Origin of the sequence: Mesorhizobium sp. B2-5-4, from assembly GCF_006441095.1 — a bacterium.
Taxonomy (GTDB): domain Bacteria; phylum Pseudomonadota; class Alphaproteobacteria; order Rhizobiales; family Rhizobiaceae; genus Mesorhizobium; species Mesorhizobium salmacidum.
The window spans coordinates 39,761-55,687 of the sequence record NZ_VFUR01000017.1 but is presented as its reverse complement, the minus strand read 5'-3'; the positions used below and the strand labels follow the sequence as shown (position 1 = coordinate 55,687).

The 15,927-nt window shown below is 63.5% G+C and carries 14 protein-coding genes; 6 read left to right on the top strand and 8 right to left on the bottom strand.

The features are described 5' to 3' along the window. Window positions 1-177: 177 nt before the first annotated feature. Window positions 178-1,116, bottom strand: a complete 939-nt coding sequence (locus tag FJ492_RS20890; RefSeq protein ID WP_140504993.1) for a diacylglycerol kinase family protein — start codon at window positions 1,114-1,116, stop codon at window positions 178-180. Between the two features lie 749 nt (window positions 1,117-1,865). On the opposite strand from FJ492_RS20890, the gene FJ492_RS20885 reads away from it, so the two are divergent. The 4 genes from FJ492_RS20885 (at window position 1,866) to FJ492_RS20870 (ending at window position 5,102) form a co-directional block, all read left to right on the top strand. After that, window positions 1,866-2,300, top strand: a complete 435-nt coding sequence (locus FJ492_RS20885; protein WP_140771985.1) for a DUF4383 domain-containing protein — start codon at window positions 1,866-1,868, stop codon at window positions 2,298-2,300. Window positions 2,301-2,306: 6 nt separating this feature from the next. Continuing rightward, window positions 2,307-3,431, top strand: a complete 1,125-nt coding sequence (locus tag FJ492_RS20880; protein ID WP_140771983.1) for a hypothetical protein — start codon at window positions 2,307-2,309, stop codon at window positions 3,429-3,431. A 15-nt stretch (window positions 3,432-3,446) separates the two neighbouring features. After that, window positions 3,447-4,445, top strand: coding sequence for an alpha/beta hydrolase (locus FJ492_RS20875; RefSeq protein WP_140771980.1), 999 nt, complete (start codon window positions 3,447-3,449; stop codon window positions 4,443-4,445). A 135-nt stretch (window positions 4,446-4,580) separates the two neighbouring features. Continuing rightward, on the top strand, window positions 4,581-5,102 hold the full coding sequence (locus tag FJ492_RS20870) for a hypothetical protein (protein ID WP_140771978.1): 522 nt from the start codon (window positions 4,581-4,583) through the stop codon (window positions 5,100-5,102). Between the two features lie 7 nt (window positions 5,103-5,109). On the opposite strand, the gene FJ492_RS20865 is transcribed toward FJ492_RS20870, so the two are convergent. From FJ492_RS20865 to FJ492_RS20855, 3 genes are all read right to left on the bottom strand, one after another. Continuing rightward, a complete protein-coding gene (locus FJ492_RS20865; RefSeq protein WP_140751118.1) occupies window positions 5,110-5,736 on the bottom strand; it encodes a hypothetical protein in 627 nt (208 codons plus the stop codon). Between the two features lie 18 nt (window positions 5,737-5,754). Beyond that, window positions 5,755-7,377, bottom strand: a complete 1,623-nt coding sequence (locus FJ492_RS20860) for an FAD-binding oxidoreductase (protein WP_140771975.1) — start codon at window positions 7,375-7,377, stop codon at window positions 5,755-5,757. A gap of 181 nt (window positions 7,378-7,558) precedes the next feature. Then, a complete protein-coding gene (locus tag FJ492_RS20855) occupies window positions 7,559-7,801 on the bottom strand; it encodes a DUF1344 domain-containing protein (protein WP_140712418.1) in 243 nt (80 codons plus the stop codon). Here FJ492_RS20855 and FJ492_RS29285 point away from each other — a divergent pair. Beyond that, on the top strand, window positions 7,800-8,738 hold the full coding sequence (locus tag FJ492_RS29285; protein ID WP_246676078.1) for a DUF2314 domain-containing protein: 939 nt from the start codon (window positions 7,800-7,802) through the stop codon (window positions 8,736-8,738). The genes FJ492_RS20855 and FJ492_RS29285 overlap by 2 nt on opposite strands. Before the next feature lie 17 nt (window positions 8,739-8,755). Here the strand turns inward: FJ492_RS29285 and FJ492_RS20845 are convergent, their stop codons facing one another. Both FJ492_RS20845 and FJ492_RS20840 read right to left on the bottom strand, forming a co-directional pair. Beyond that, window positions 8,756-9,709 carry a DUF3137 domain-containing protein gene (locus FJ492_RS20845; protein WP_181166711.1) on the bottom strand — a complete coding sequence of 318 codons (954 nt, stop codon included), beginning with the start codon at window positions 9,707-9,709 and terminating at the stop codon, window positions 8,756-8,758. A gap of 89 nt (window positions 9,710-9,798) precedes the next feature. Continuing rightward, a complete protein-coding gene (locus FJ492_RS20840) occupies window positions 9,799-10,842 on the bottom strand; it encodes a CapA family protein (protein ID WP_140771968.1) in 1,044 nt (347 codons plus the stop codon). Window positions 10,843-10,988: 146 nt separating this feature from the next. On the opposite strand from FJ492_RS20840, the gene FJ492_RS20835 reads away from it, so the two are divergent. Then, window positions 10,989-12,245, top strand: coding sequence for a hypothetical protein (locus FJ492_RS20835; protein WP_140771965.1), 1,257 nt, complete (start codon window positions 10,989-10,991; stop codon window positions 12,243-12,245). A 26-nt stretch (window positions 12,246-12,271) separates the two neighbouring features. Here the strand turns inward: FJ492_RS20835 and FJ492_RS20830 are convergent, their stop codons facing one another. Together FJ492_RS20830 and FJ492_RS20825 are read right to left on the bottom strand one after the other, a co-directional pair. Then, window positions 12,272-13,204 (bottom strand): hypothetical protein, encoded by a 933-nt coding sequence (locus FJ492_RS20830; RefSeq protein WP_140771962.1) that lies wholly within the window; start codon window positions 13,202-13,204, stop codon window positions 12,272-12,274. After that, window positions 13,204-15,882, bottom strand: coding sequence for a hypothetical protein (locus FJ492_RS20825; protein WP_140771960.1), 2,679 nt, complete (start codon window positions 15,880-15,882; stop codon window positions 13,204-13,206). The genes FJ492_RS20830 and FJ492_RS20825 overlap by 1 nt, the downstream gene beginning before the upstream one ends. Between the last annotated feature and the right edge of the window lie 45 nt (window positions 15,883-15,927).

Genomic DNA, 15,927 nt, shown 5'->3' with positions numbered 1-15,927 from the left:
TCATAGCCGCAACAACTTGAATCAGAGCTGCAACATCTCGACTGGTTTCCCGAGCGAGAGTTTCGATCGGATTGCATACCACGGCGATTGGCGGAAACACCCTCCACGCGGTACATCAAGGCGTTGCAACGGTGCTGTTCCGCCGCGGGCGCTCTACCCCTCCGGCAACGCCTCGCTTCAATATCTCAGCATCAACGCCCCGGGCAGGATCTCGAAGGTCGCCGGTATGCGCCCCGGCGACTCGCCGTCGATATCGACCAGCGCGCCGTTCTTTTCCACATCGCCGAGCGGTTCGACCACCACCTTCCTGCCGCGCAGGATGGTGATGGCGGGATGGTTGCGATGCCTGCCGCCATAGAGCAGCCTGATATCCCAGATCAGCTTCAGCTTGCCGGCCGCGCGCAGGATGACGATGTCGAACTGCCCGTCGGTCAGCTCCGCATCGGGCGCGATCATCATGCCGCCGCCGAAGAATTTGCCGTTGGCCACCGCCACCAGCGCCATCCGCGCCTCGACCGGCGTGGCGTCGTCGACGGTGATCCGTACGTCCTGGAAGCGATAGCGGATGAACTCGACCACCGTGCGCCACAGGAACAGCGCCTTGGCCGACATCCTGCCCTTGCGTTTGTCGGCATTGACGGCGCGGTCGGTGGCGCCCGACAGGCCGAGGCTGGCGATGTTGATGAAGTGCCGGCTGGCCAGCGCGCCATGATCGTCGACATAGCAGATGCGGCCGGCATCGACCGCCCTTGCCTTGGCGTCGGCGATCCGTTTCAGCGTTGCGTCGATCTCCTTCGGCAGGCCGAGGCCGCGCGCGAAATCGATGCCGGCGCCGCACGGCAGCAGGCCGAGTTCGGCTGTCCTGCCGCCCTCCTCGCGGGCCTGCAGCAGGCCGTCGGCCACTTCGCTGGCCGTGCCGTCGCCGCCGGCCGCGATCACCAGGTCGAAGCCGTTTGCCGCGAGATCGAGCGCCAGCCGTTCGGCGTCGCCCTCGGCCTGCGTCTCGCGCAGTTCGAAATCGCCGAAGTGCTTTTTCAGCGCGGCGGCGACATCGGGCCAATGCCGTTTCAGCCGGCCGCCACCGGCAATCGGATTGAGCACCACCCCGACCTTCACTACGCGTCCTCCCCCGGAAGGCGCCGGACATGCCGCGCCCGATCCTTTGCCGGCCCCGATCTTAGCCGGCCCCGATCTTAGCCGGTATTGAAACCCGCGCCTGTCGGCAGAGCAAGGGGGCACCGTCGGTTCGTTCGCCGAAAAGCGGGGCAGGCTGTCTAAGGCCTTCGCGCCTGAATTTCCCTAGCTTCTGGCATCGGTCCCCGATAATCCCGCTATCCACAGGGGCGCGGCCATTCCCCAAACCCCTTACCCGGCGTAAGTTCAACCCATCTCAGGCGGCTACCGATCATCAAGCCGAAAGGCGAAGTGAAAGGCGGATTTCCTGAGGCCCGTACGGCCCGAAGCGAGAGCAGGCTTGCCTGTTCGAGGGACGGAAGCCGAGACCTACGGGGCCGCGGAAAGCGTGCCAACGCCGACGGCGGACCGATGCTGCCATGAAGGACGGCAAAAACCTTCGATGGCACGCAGGGCAAAGCCCGCAAGGGCCAAGACCGGCGTGGTCTGGAACGGACGTCGCCCTCGGGCGGCTTCTGGCAGGACCGTCAAAATCAAGGCCGGCATGGCGCGACGACTTTACGGAAGTTGCTGCCGCGACCGTGTCCTGATCTGACAGGGAGGCGCTGGGAGAAATCCCGGCGCCGACTGTCTTTTGGCTCTCCCACACAATTGTTGCGGTGTTTCCGGTTGGGGCTGCAACCGGAAACAAAATCAGCTAACGTTCGACGTCAATTGAAGGGGGATACTTCATGACATTGATCCAGAAGCTTGCCGTCGCCCATGCATTCCTGTTCTTCGCGGTCGTGGCCATCGGCTACATTCCGGCCTTCAACGATGCCGACGGCAATCTGTTCGGCCTGTTCTCGCTGCAATGGTATGACGACCTGCTGCATGCCTTTTCCGGCGTCTGGGCGCTGGCCGCCGCCTTCGTCTCGCACCGCCAGGCGGTGTTCTATTTCAAGCTGTTCGGCTCGGTCTATCTGTTCGACGGCGTGCTCGGGCTGATCACCGGCTCCGGCTGCCTCGATGCCGGCATCTTCATCAACGGCTTCCGCTCCCTCAACGACATTGAATTCCCCACCCGCTTCTTCGCCAACCTGCCGCACATCGTCATCGGCGGCATCGCCGTCTATATCGGCTTCTGGCTGTCGAAGCGCATCTACGACCACTTCGCCACGGCCTGACCGGCCATGGCCCGCTTGATAAAGCGCATCATCAAGGCGATCCTCTGGCTGATCGTCATCGTTATCCTGATCCCGATCGCCGGGCTCGCCTATGGCTTCCTGACGACGCCGTCGCTCGACAGGACGCCGCTGCCCGGCATTGCCGACGGCGCGCCACCCAAGGCGCTGGCCGACAAGGTGCGCGCCGAGATCCCCGGCTACCAGCGGCCGGAGGAATCGACCTTCCTCACCTATCCGGAATGGGCGATCGTCTACGCCGCGCGCGAATACGCCGGTTTCGTCGCCAAGGACCAGCCGAGCGGCTTTCCCTATTGGTCCTATGTCGGCCGCTTCTGGCAGGATTACGCGACGGTGATGCGCGCCAGTTCCCCCTACAAGTTCAACTATGCCAACCACCAGATGCTGATCATCATCGGCACCAGCCACTCGATCGAGCACATATTGCAGTGGGCCTACGAAAACACGGTCGGCCGCATCACCGAGGCGGCATCGGGCAAGCGCACCGCCGCCGACATCTACCAGGCCAAGGTGGCGGCGGATTATGCAGGCTTTCTCGACCAGGTGCCGTGGTACCAGTTTCCCTATGCGCAAAAGCGCGCCGGACTGTTTGCCGTGCAGCCGGCGCCTGGTGACAGTTCCATCCGCACCACCGAACGCAAGCTCGCCTTCGGCCTCGCCGACACCATCAAGCAAGGGTATGCCGACCTCATCAAGAAGGCGCTTGCCGCGACTTCCGACCCGGCCTTCCTCGATGTCCATGTCTGGGCAAAGGGGCCGGTCGGCGAGGCCACCCGCGACGAGCCCGACACCTTGCTGGAACGGGACCTGGGCCCGGACGGCACCATCTTCGTCACCAAGCGATATCAGGTCTTCACCGACATGATCCCGCGGCTGATCGACAAGGGTGTCTCCTTTGTCGAGATCGGTGGCAATGACGAGATCATGGTCACGGTGCTGTCAACCGATTCGATCGCCGTCCCCGAAGGTATGCGCATCCTGTTCAGCTATCCGCTCCCGGCGGATCCCTCGACGCGCCGCACCGGCATGGTCGTGGCCGTGCGCAAGCTGCATCTGGTGTTGCCATCGCTGATGAAGGCCGGAGCCGGGCTCGAACACGTCTACGACTATTGAGGCGACAGTCCTGCCATGCGTCGACTGATCCGGATTGTCGGCTGGCTCGCGCTCATGCTGGTCGTGCTGGTCATTGTGACGCTCGTCGGCTTTCGCGCCGCAGCGGCTTTTCACGAGACCCTGTCGCCGCGGGAAGCGGCTCCGGCGGGAGCATTGTTCGCGACGGTCGACGGGCTGAAGATGCACTACCAGGTCTGGGGACCGTCGGACGGATCGCCCCTGCTTTTGTTCCACGGCACGGCATCGTGGGCCGAGACCTACCGCGATATCGCAGCGCCGCTGGGTGAACAGGGCTTCCGCGTAATCGCCGTCGACATGCCGCCCTTCGGTTATTCGGAAAGACCGGCCGACCAGGACTATTCGCGCGCCGCTCACGCCAGGCGTGTCCTTGGCTTTGCCGACGCGCTCGGCCTTCGGCACTTCAGCGTCGGCGTCCACTCTTATGGTGGTGGCGGCGTGATCGAAGCCGCCTTCTCGGCTCCGAATCGCATCGATGCGCTGATTCTGCTCGACGTGGCGATTGGCCTCGGCCAGACCGAGGCTTCGGCCCTGCCGTTCGCATCCCTCCTGAAAAGGGACTGGCCACGCCAGCTCCTGACTGCCTCGACCTTCACCAATCCGCTCATGACCCGGTTCGGCTTGCGCAAATTTATCGAGAACGACGATCTCGTCACGGCGGAGCGCATCGCCATCTACACGCGCCCGCTGAACGTCAGGGGCACCACCAATGCCGTTGGTCATTGGCTGTTCAGCGGCCTCTACAATGACGAGCGGAAATCGCTTGCCGCCAACAAGGCGAACTATCGCGCCTTCACGCCGCCGGTTCTCGTCATCTGGGGGCGAGAGGATTCGACCACGCCGCTGGCCCAGGGCGAAGAGATCGCCTCGCTGTTTCCACACGCCGAACTGACCGTCCTCGATGGTGTCAACCACATCCCGCAGGTCGAGCGCCCGCATGACGTGGTGCGGCTGATCGCCAATTTCCTCAAACGGACCTTGCCGGGCACCGGGTAGGCACGCGCCGCCACGCACATTCCACGGTCGAAGCCAAAATCCCGCCTTGTTCGCGCGCAATGGAGAATGCATGTCGCCTGGAACGCGACATGCGCCTGACTGGGCTGCCGGGGGGCATCTCGAAGGGACGAGACCGTGATCAAGACCGCCCTTGTCGCCATGACTATCGTTGGCTGCGACTGCGACGCCAAGCTGTGCGAATATATCGGCGAGACGCCGGCCAAGTGGTCGACCATCGCCGATTGCGAAGCCGCGATGAAAAGCCAGATCCTGCACGAGCGCAATTTCAACTATCCGCTGGTGTCCGGCATCTGTCGCGCGAAAGGTTCGGCGTCCTCATCGCACCTGGCCGCGATCGCGTCGGGCCCGGAACTGAAGCCCGCCAGCCGGATCGTCAGAACGGAAAGCCCGCTGCCGCCGGAACTCAGCCATCGGCCGAGCGTCCCGGTCGGATCGCCCACGACGGCCCTGGACGCGGCCGCTGCGCGCCCCGTCGCCTATGAACAGGTGGTGGATGGCGGCACCGGCGTGCTCTATCGCACGAGGAATGGCTACGCCGTGGTCAAGACCGATCTCGGCCGCGCCGTCTCGGCAACCGCCGACGCGGCAAAGCGCTCCGTGAACTGGCTGGCCGGCCTGGTGCCGGGCAAGCTGTAGGCCTCGCCTACATCTTCAGCTTCAGGCTCTGCCAGAACTTGTCGATCAGCGGCTTCTCGGTCGCCGCGTCCTCGCCCGCGACACGCGTAATGAACAGCAGTCCCTGGTCGGCGAGACCGTAGCCGACGATCTCGAAATAAGCGGTGTCGGTGCGGGTCTTCACCTCGGCGGTGATGCCGGTCAATTCCTTGCCGTCCGCGAGCTTGCGCGTCGTCGGCTGCTGCGTCAGCTTGGCACCCGCCTTGACCGATTCCTTCGTCATCTCCTGCAGCATCAGCTGGTTCAGCGACACCGGGTTCATCTTGCCGTATTCCTGCACCACGACGATCGTGCCCAGCGCCGAGGCCATCAGATATTGCGTGACGTTCTCGCCGAGATCGGTCTTGGTCACCGAAATGCCGCTCGGATGGTTGAAGGAAAAACTGTCGCCGGAAAAGGTCGCGAAATCGTTCTTGTCGAGCTTCACTTCGACCTGTTTGCCGTCCGGCAACGTCACATGGGCGCTCTCGCCGGCATCTATATCAACCGCCTTGCCGTCGATCGTCAGCCTGAAGGCTTTCAGGTCTTCAGCGCCGGCCGGTCCGGGGCAAAGTGCGACGAAGGCGAGCACCGCCGCCGCTGATCCCATCCGCATGGAATTCTCCTCTGACTGCTAAGCCGTCCCGCTCAGCGCCTTGATGGCACGGTAGAAGGTCGAGGAAAACAGTTCCGTCGGGTCATAGTGGCGCTTTGCCGCCAGGAAAGCCGGCAGCTCGGGATAGGACGCCAGCAGCTCCTTGGCCGTATAGTGCAGCTGGTAGGGCAGGAAGAATCGGCCGCCATGCTTGATCGTTACGTCGATAAGGGCCCGTGTCAGCGCGCGCATCCTGGTATTGCCATCGGCATCGGCGGGCTGGTTGATATAGAGCACCAGCGAATAGGCCGGCTCCGGCGCATAGGTCAGCGCCACGTCCTCCTTGTGGACGATGCGCACCGAGGCGTTGAGCACCGGCAGATCCTGGTTGCGCAGGATCTCGCGCGCTTCCGCGATGAATTCGACATAGGCGGCGCGAGGAATAAAATATTCGTGCAGTATGTCGGTCTCGCCCATGAGGTCGTTGAACAGATACGGCACCGAATCGTGCATCGGGTTGTTGCGGGTGACGAGACAGGCCTCGCCCTCGGCAAGCGCGGAGGTACGCGGCACCGTGCAGCTCTCGAATTTCGGCTCCAGCGTCTTTTCGGTGAACCATTTCAGTTCCTGGAACGCACTGCCCCATTTGGCCATGTTCATGATCACCCGCTTCAGGCCGACGCCATCGGGTTCGCCGAGCGCCGGCTGGTCGACGGGCGGCTGCTCCGCCACCTTATCGTAGCGGTAGACGATCATGTCCTCGAGGAAATTGCCCGGCGCGGTCGACAGATGGCCGTAGAACAGGCCGATGTCCTTGTTCGGCTCCAGCACCTCGGCAAAGAATTTCGGGAAATCGTCGGACTTGATGATCTCGCGCGAGGTGCGGTAGACGGCATTGTCGACGATATCGAGCGTCGCCTCCAGCACCACGCCGAACAGGCCGTAGCCGCCGACGACATGGCGGAACAACTCGCTGTTGTCGGCTGGCGAGCAGGTGGTCACCGAACCGTCGGCCAGCATCACCCGCATCGAGCGGATCGAACCGGCCACCGAGCCTGCCTGATGGTCCATGCCATGCGCGTTCACCGACAGCGAGCCGCCGACCGAAAAGATGTCGGTCGACTGCATCGCCTTCACCGCGAAAAGCGGATGCAGCATGTTCTGGATGTCGTGCCAGCACGCGCCCGGCTGCAAGGTCATTGTCTTGGCCGCGGCGTTCACCGTGACTTTGTTGAACTTTCTGAGGTCGAGAACCAGCGCATTGTCGTCGAAAGCATGCCCGCCCATCGAATGGCGGATCGCCGCCAGCGACACTTTCAGCCCGGTGGCGCGCGCGAAGGCCAGCGCCCTGGCGATGTGCTCTTCCTCGCTGACCTCGACCATGCCGTAGACCGGCGTCCTCGACAGGCCGCTGGCGTCGTTGATGTCGCCGCCTTTTGCCAGCCAGGGCAGCGACGGATCGAAGGCCGGCGGGCTGGCGATCGGCTTCAGCGGCAGCGCGATGCCGTCTATATCGGCGATGCGTCCGGTGTTCTTCGGCCCTGACGGGCCACGCGCCAGCCGCGCCACGGTGGTACCACCCCACAGTACCGCGCCGCCGAAAACAGCCGCCCCCAGCAGCAGCCGCCGCGACAGGCGAAATCCCTTTTGTTCCTCGGCCATGCGGATCCCCCGTCAGCCAAGGAATAGCGCGGCCTTTTGGCAAAAACCATAGCGGCGCTGCCGGAACGGCGTTTTACCACCGTCGTCGCCTGGCGGTGAGTGCCCAAGATAATGAAAATGGCCGGTCCCCGAAGGAACCGGCCAGATTGGAGCAGGGTCTCAAAAGTCCGGTCAGCAGTCGCTATGAAGCCTTCTTGATCGACGTCACCATGCCGGTCTTCTCGTCGACGGTCACCGCCACCTTGGCACCAACCTTCAGTTTCCCGACCGACGCATCGGGCGACAGCTGGTAGATCTTGCCGTCGTCGAGGGTGACCGACTTGGTTGTCGGATCGACCGCCTGGATGGTGCCCTGAACGGTCGCGGCATAGGCCGTGCCGAGGAAGGCGAGCAGAGCGGCGGTGGTTGCGAGGGTCTTCTTCATGGATAGCACTCCGTGCTGTTTCGGTTTTCCGGTACCGCTTGGGAGAGAGCAGCACCGAACGGCCCGAGACTGGAACGAGACAGCCATCATCGGCAAATCACGTTGGGTGAATTTTCGCAAAGGATATCATAGGCTTAATTCCGACATATTGTCCGCGGCCGACATCATTTCAGGCCGCTTCGGTTCCTCCGGCGAGCGCATTTCTGTTCGCGAAAAGAGTCGTTTGGACGGATTGTGGCGAGCGGTAGCGATCACGGCGCGGCCGCCGCAATCCGTCTCGAGCAGCATCACGAAACAGACGGCCGAGCGGTTATCGATACACATTTTGTGTCATGGATCAGTTCGGATCGCCAAATTGAAATGGACGAAACTCGCGCTCCGGTTGCAAATCTGGAACGGATGCCGGATGGTGCGCCGTTACCATGAAGGGGGCCTTTCCATGAAGCTTGCAGTCCGATCCATGATGTCCTTGATAATGCTGGCGTGTGCTCCGGGATCGGCCGGCGCGCAAGCCGCGAATCCGAACGATGACAAACCGCTTATGTTTGCCACGGACGACCCCGAGATGGCGACGGCGACTGCAAAGGCTCTTGCCAGCCTGGATGAGTTCCTGGCCCTGGCCGGAACGCCGCCCTCGGGCACGGACAGGTTCAAATTGAAGGTCGAGGTGCGCGATGGGGATGTCAGCGAGCACTTCTGGGTCATCCCGTTCCAGCGTACCGAAACAGGGTTCGTCGGCATATTGGCAAACGAACCGGTAGCTGTGCGCAATGTCGTCCTCGGCCAGAACATAGAATTCACCAGGGACGATATTTCGGACTGGGGATACAGGCGCGACGGGCGGCAAGTCGGTAGCTTCACCGTGTGTGTGATGTTCAAGAGGATGTCGAAGGAAGAAGCGGACTACCTGCGCGACAAATCCGGTTACGATTGTTGATCGTTTGCCCAACCGGACTAGCTTGCGCCGATCTTGCGCACCAGTGCCGCGGTCGCCAGCATGGCACCCAGGTCCGAAATCATCGGTGCGACATGGCTGGCGTAGTCGAGCGGCACCGAAATATCAGGTAGCTCGAAAAAGTTCTTCGGTTGCGGCAGGAGCAGAAAACCGTCGCTGCCGTTGAGCGCGACACGCGCGGGCTCGTCCGGCCAGGTTTCGCCGAGCCATTTCAGCGCTTGCGCCAGCCGGCCGGTCACCAGCGGCCGCGCCGCCTCGACATTGTTGGTGCGGAACTCGTAGGCGGCGTCGAGTTCCGGCACGCCGGACGGCAGTTCCTGCATCCTGGGCGCGAACATGCCGCGGAAAAAGCCGATCACGCCACTGGCGCGTCGCGCCGCGACCAGTATTCCTGGAAACGGCTCGATGGTCTCGAAGGCGACGATGACGCCCTTGAACGTGGTGGTCTTGTTCTTGGTGGCGCCTCCATCCCAAAGATCGGCTTCGTACAGCTCGAAGGCAAATCCGTCATAGCGTCCTGAGATGATGTCATCGAAGCGGCTCATGGTGAAACCGCCGACCGTCTCGCGCGGCAATCGGTCAAAGGAATGCGGCGTCACGTCGTGCTGGTAGCGCATATCCCCAATGAAGCCGAAGATGATCGGCATCAGCGTCTGGCGAAACGATTGCTGCAGCCTCGCCGCCGGCCTGATTGCCCTGAAATAGACCACGATCGACACCACCAAGCCGATGCCATAGAGAAACACATGCGGCGTCGAGAACCATTGCTCGTTGGGATCGGCGACCTTGTTGAACAGCCAGGCAATGAGCGCGACGAAGACGACCACCAGGCCAACGAACAACGGCACGCGCCACTTGACCCCGCGTGCCACCGAGGCCCTTGTCGCTTCGTAGGTCTCGATGTCCTTCTTGATGGCCGCGATGTCGGCCGCGCCCGGCATGAAAGTTTCCATTGCCATCCCCCCGCTGCCGAAGCCCGCTTTGCTCCATTATGATAGCTGCTTTTGCAGGAATGACGCCAGCCGGATAGAGCGGTGATCCCTTATCCTCTTGTGTGAGAAGGGAAGATTGCGCCCAGCCGCCCTTCGACCTTTCCCCTTATCGAACTCTCCAATTCCTCCACCGACACCAGCCGCTCATGGTCGCCCACGCGTACCCGCATGAATGGATGCAGCCGGTGGGCGGCGATCCTGCCGCGCGTATCGGCATCGGCACTCACATCGACGACGAAAATCCCGCCGATCCGCCCCGGCCACGGCTGGCGGGCAAAAGCGGTGCCGAGGAAATCGCCGAGCCCATAGGCGACGATCGCGTCGCCGATCCGCTCCACCGGCTGCACGACATGCGCGTGATGGCCGGCGATCAGCCCTACGCCCTGCCCGGCCAGCCGCCGCGCCAGCGCCCGTGTTCCGGCACGCGGAAAATGCCGAAATTCCCAATCCCAATGCGGCACGGCGCAGAGGAGGTCGAAACGATCGCGCGGCCAGCCTGTCGGGTCGCTGTCCATCGACACGCGACCGGCAAACAAGCTCTCGTCGGCGTTGCGCCACAGCGTGAAAGCAGCGAAGCCGACATCCAGGGGCCCGACTTTGATCGACCGAACCGGACTATTGGCGGCTAGGCCGATGGTGCGGATATCGAGCCGCTTCAACGCGGCCACCGTCACGTCGAAACCGGCGACGCCCTGGTCGAACACATGATTATTGGCCAGTGACAGCACCAGTTTTTCGCGCCCGATGCCGACCGCCGCCAGCGCCTCGACCAGAAAGCGTTCGCTCATCGCATGATGCGTGCCGAGTTTGGTTCCTAGTAACGCGCTCGGCCTGTCGACAACAGGGCTTTCACAATTGCCGATGATCAGGTCGGCCGTGCCCAGCAGGGCCTTGATCGCCGGATCGCAGTCGGGCGCGCTCCGGTTGGCGACCGCCGAGATGTCGCCGATGAAGGCCAGCCGCACCGTCTGTCTCGGTGGCCGGTCCATCAGCGTCCCCGATGCCGGCGCAAACCCGGTGGCGTCACCGACGAGCGACGGTTTCAGGAAATGCGGCAGCCAGGACAGTTTATAGGAGAGCGGATAGTTCGACACGGCGCGCCCAATCGTTTGCCTTGTCTAGACTGTCCAGCGGGCTGGTTGAAGCCGTCCGCAATCAACGATGTGGACAGCGTGTCGGCGCCGACAGGCGCGACATCGTAAATCTGTGTATGGTCGCTGGCGACAAATGGGAGGGAAAAATGACGCGAATAGCAAGCCTGCTGGGATCGGCTTTCATTCTGCTCGTGCCACTGTCGTCCGCATCGGCCGCCATGCCGGAAGCGGCAACCGCTTTGTTTGAGGCAAAAACCGTAGCCGCGCGCGACGCCGCGCTGTCTACCCTGGAAGCGGCCGCGCCGAAAGATCCGGCGTCCGCCTATGCCGCCGGCGCCGGCGAGTTCTTCACGGCGCTGGAATTGCTGGCCAGCGGCCTGCACCGCCATGGTTTCGAAAGCCCGCAATCCTTCATGCTGCCACTGATGCAGCTGCCCGTGCCGCCCAATCCCAAACCCGAGCCGCTGACCTATGAAGAGTTCCGCGCCATACTGGTCGCGTTCCGCGACCGGCTGGGAAAATCCGCCGCGACACTGGGTTCGGTGCCGGCCGATGCCGATATCGGCATGCTCATCGACCTCACCCATGTCGGTATCGACCTCAACGAGGACGGCACGATCGCGCCGGATGAAAGCATGGCGGCGATCATGGCCGCGCTGTCGCATGGCGGCATGGCGCCGGACGGCGCCGCACCGGCGCTCACTTTCCGCTTCGATCGCGCCGACGGCTATTGGCTGCAGGGCTATGCCGAGTTCCTGATGGCGCAGGCCGATTTCTGGCTGGCGCATGATTTCAGGGGCACGTTCGACGGCTCGTTCCACATGCTTTTTCCGCGCGCCAAGCTGCCGTTGCAGGACATCCTCGTGCCGCCGCCAAGTGAGATGGGCTCGAGCATCTTCTCCTCGGAATGGCGCATCGCCGATTTCATCTCGATGGTGCACATGATCAACTGGCCGGTGATCGAGCCGGAGCGTCGCAAGGCGGCGCGCCAGGATCTGCTCGAAATGATCCGGCTGTCGCGCGAGGACTGGAAGGCGATCCGCGCCGAGACCGATAATGACCGCGAATGGCTGCCCGGCCCGCAGCAGAAGGGCGAAAACCCGCTCACTGGCCTCGAAGTCGGCGAGGAGCAGGTCCAGGCCTGGCTCGCCACCTTGACCATGGCCGAGGATCTGCTCGAAGGCCGCGCGCTGCTGCCGCATTTCCGCATCACCGGCAAGGGCATCAACATGAAGCGCTTCTTCGACGAGCCAAAACCCTTCGACCTCGTGCTGTCGATCACCGGTCCCGGCATCGCCCCTTACCTCGAAACCGGCAAGATCCTGACCAGCGAGGATTTCGATCAGATCCAGCGCCAGTTCGGCGGCGGCGGGTTCTTGACGTTCGCGCTGTGGTTCAACTGAGCGCGCACTGAGGCGATGGAGGTGCCTCAGCGCGCGAACCCGTGCAGCCGGGCCAGCAGCCACTGCAGTGGATTGCCGACAAAGGCCCGCGTGACGAACGTGTCGTGCGCAGCGTCCGATGCAAGCAGGGCGACAGTGCCGGCTTCGAGGCGGCGCGGTGGATCGGAACTGGCATCTATACCGTGGCCCGCCAGCAACCGCCTGATCTCGGCATTGCCGGAGGCCGATGATTTGCCATAGGCGCTGACGAAGAAACTCTTCCTGTGATGCGCGATCCAGTCGGCGAAGACGCCGGCCTCGTCGAAGACGGCGTCGAGCAGGATGACCCCGAGCAGGCGTCCGCCGATGTCACCATTCCCGAGCACGGAAGCGGCCGGATTGTAGCCGCCGCTATAGGCGACCATCACCACCGGCATGGCCTCGAATTTTGCCGCCTTGGCGCCGGTCAGCTTGGCCAGGCCTTGCGCCGCCTCGGCCATGAACTTGGCAAAATAGCCTGGTGTCCAGAAATTGCCGGCGCTGGAATCCTGCGCGTCGCGGGCAAATTGCGGCGCCACCAGCACGGCGTTGAGGCCTGAAGCCTCGACCTGCGCGACGACCCGCTGGCGCCCGACCACGTCGCGCTGCAAGGTCGCGCCATTGCCGTGGAAGAACACCACGATGACAGCAGGCATGGCGGGATCGAATCCTTTGGGAATCGCGAGCAGCGTCGAGCGATCGGAATAGGTCTCGTCTTCCCAATAGATTCCCCCGCGCGGCGAGGTGTGACCGTGGCGGCCGTTCGCATCGACGTCGAGAAACGGCCCGGAGCCGTCGGGCAGCTTGCCCCGGTACGGAAACGGTGACGCCTTGAACGGCACGATGGTCGAGACCGCCTTGTGCAAGCGCGCCCCCTGGCTTGCCGCCGGAAACGCCGCCGTGGCCAGCAGTCCGGCGACGATGGCGCGCCGGTCCGGCATCAGGCGGGCACCACCCGGAGAGCGGGCGCCTTCGATGGCAGGAGCACGGCAAAGAACGCCGGGATGGCAACGACATAGGCCATCGCTGCCCATTGCAGCACGGCACTGAGCCCGAAGCTGGTGGCGACGATCGGCACGGCGGCCGAGCCGATGACCGAGAAACAGCCATTGATGCCCCAGGCCCAGACGAACAGATGCTCCTTGCCCAGCCGCGCCAGCCAGGTCATCGCGGTGGCCATCGGCATGCCCATCAGGAAGGCCGGCGGCGACACCAGCAGGAAGCAGAGCAGCAGCCGCACGGCATAGGGATAGGCGCCGATCCGGTCGAGCACGGGCGACAGATAGAACCCGTAGGCCAGCAGCAGCACGCAGACCGTCAGCAGCACAACCGGCAGCAGCGTCCTGGCGCGGTCGAAGATCCGCTCGGCGAACAGGCTGCCGAGGCCGGAGAACACCAGCATCGAGGAGATCAGCACCGAGGCCGAGACTGTCGGGTTGGCCAGCGCCACGGTAAAGCGGCTGATCAGCCCGACCTCGACCATGATGTAGCCGAGACCGAGGCAGGCGAAATAAAGGATGGTGCCGAGCTTGCCGCGCGAGCGTGAGAACACGATGCGCCAGCCGAAGATGACCGGCAGCAGCACCAGCGATGCCGCCGTGATGCAGGCAATGCCGAGCGTCGCCCAGATCAGGAGATAGCCCCAGTCGTCCTGGAACAGGTCGAGCCGGTCGAGCGTGCGCGGCAGGTCGGCGACCTTCACATAGGCGGCGAAATAGGGTTGGTCGTTGCTCAGCGCACGCGCGTCGAAGACATAATCGTTGGCGAGCTTTTCCCAGCCGCCGGTCAAAAGCGCGTGCCAGGTCATGCGCTGCAACGCGGTCGCAGGCAGCACCTGCGGACCGGCACCGGCATCCGCACAAGCATCGAGTGTCGGATCGGCAGGCGCCGTCGGGTCGCAGTCAGGATTTGCAGGCGCTGACGCATCGGCGGGCTGGGTCAGCGTCGCGTCCTGTCCGCTGCCGAAGATCGAGGCGCGGTAATCATCGAGTACCTTTTGCGCCCCCGAGCCGTCATAAACTATTCCTGGATAGTAGACCTCCTCCCAGGACATCGATTTGGTGTAGTCGCGCAGCGTCTTGATTTCGGCCTCGGTGAAGCCGCCGCGCTTGAACAGCACGGTCGTGGTGGAGAGATAGCTCGACACGGCGAAGATATCGTTGGCGGCACCTTGGCGGTCGAAGGTTCTGGCCGCTTCGGCGACGGTCGAATAGAGCTTGAGCACCGATTTCGGCGGCTCTTCCTTGTTCCACAAGGTGATCGACAGCACGCCGCCATCGGCAAGCGCGTGCATGTAGCTCAGCATCGCCTCACGCGTGTAGGCATATTTCTCCGAAATGGCGAAGCCGCCGGGATTGGACAGGCCGACGCTGTCGGCGAGGCTGAGGTCGATGACGTCGTAGCGCTCCGCCGTGTTGGCGAGGAACAGGCGCCCGTCATAGTCGATCACCTTGATCCGCGGCTCGGCCAGAATATTGCCGGTCACGTCCCTGAGCACGGAATCGCGAAACGCCCGCAACGTCATCGGGTTGCTTTCGGCGACGGTCACTGATGTCGAACCGGCATTGAGCGCCGCTTGGGTGGAGATGCCGCCGCCGAACTGCACGACGAATGTCTTGGGCTTCTGCTTGATGACATAGGGATAGTGCATCGGCAGATAGCGGAAATAGACCTGCTCGGCCGGCGCCAAGTTGCGCATGATGCCTTCCGGCCCGTCGCCGTCGCGATACATGCCGACATAGGTGTTGGCCGGAACCTCGGGCATGCCGAAAGCGGCGTTGTCGCTCAGGCCCGGCGCGAAGTGCATATAGGAGCTGGCATAGACCTGCAAATCGCCGAACGGCGAGACGCTGCGGTAGATGCGCTTGCCGTCGGGGAAATTGCGGGCATAGGCGACACCCTTGTATTGCGAGACGGCGATGTCGGGTATGCCTGTGAGCCCAGGCAGCATGAGGTAGCCGGCGATCGACAGCGCCGCAACCACGGCACCAGCGACAACACTCTTCCAGGCGCCGAACGCGGCGAACCACAAGAGCGAGCCGGCGGCCCACAAAAGCAGCGGCACGACGATGATGGTTTCAGGCGCGAACAGATACAGCGACACCAGCACGACGAGGCCGGCAAGCCCCGAGCCGGTCAGGTCGGCGAAATAGACGCGGCCGAAGGCGGTGCGGCTTTTCAGGAAGACGATGCCGAGGAAGAAGGCGCCGGCTAGGAACGGCAGGAGATAGAGCAGGAAATTGGCGAGCAGCCGCCATTTCTGCTGGGGATCGGAAACCAGGAAGATGGCGTTGAACGGCACCGTCTGGGCGACAAGGTTGGAGCCGACGGCGAGCGGGCCGATCAGCAGCAGGGCCACTGTTGCCGCGCCTTGCCAGTGGCGGTCGAACCAGCCCTTGCCGGCGAAGATGACGACGCTGGACAGGGAGAAACCAAGCATGGCGAGGCTCACCACCAGCGAGCCGAAATGCGACCAGCTGCCCACGGCGAACACCCGCATGACGGCGATCTGCAGGGCGATGATGGCGCCGGCGATCAGCCCGACCGCGAGATAGTGCGCAAGCCGTGGCGCCTCCAGCGGGGCGATGCCTGGTCGAGAGATCGGTACGACGGCTGCCATTCAGGCCCCTTGGTGCGAAATTTGGCAAGGCCGGTGCCGCCGCGC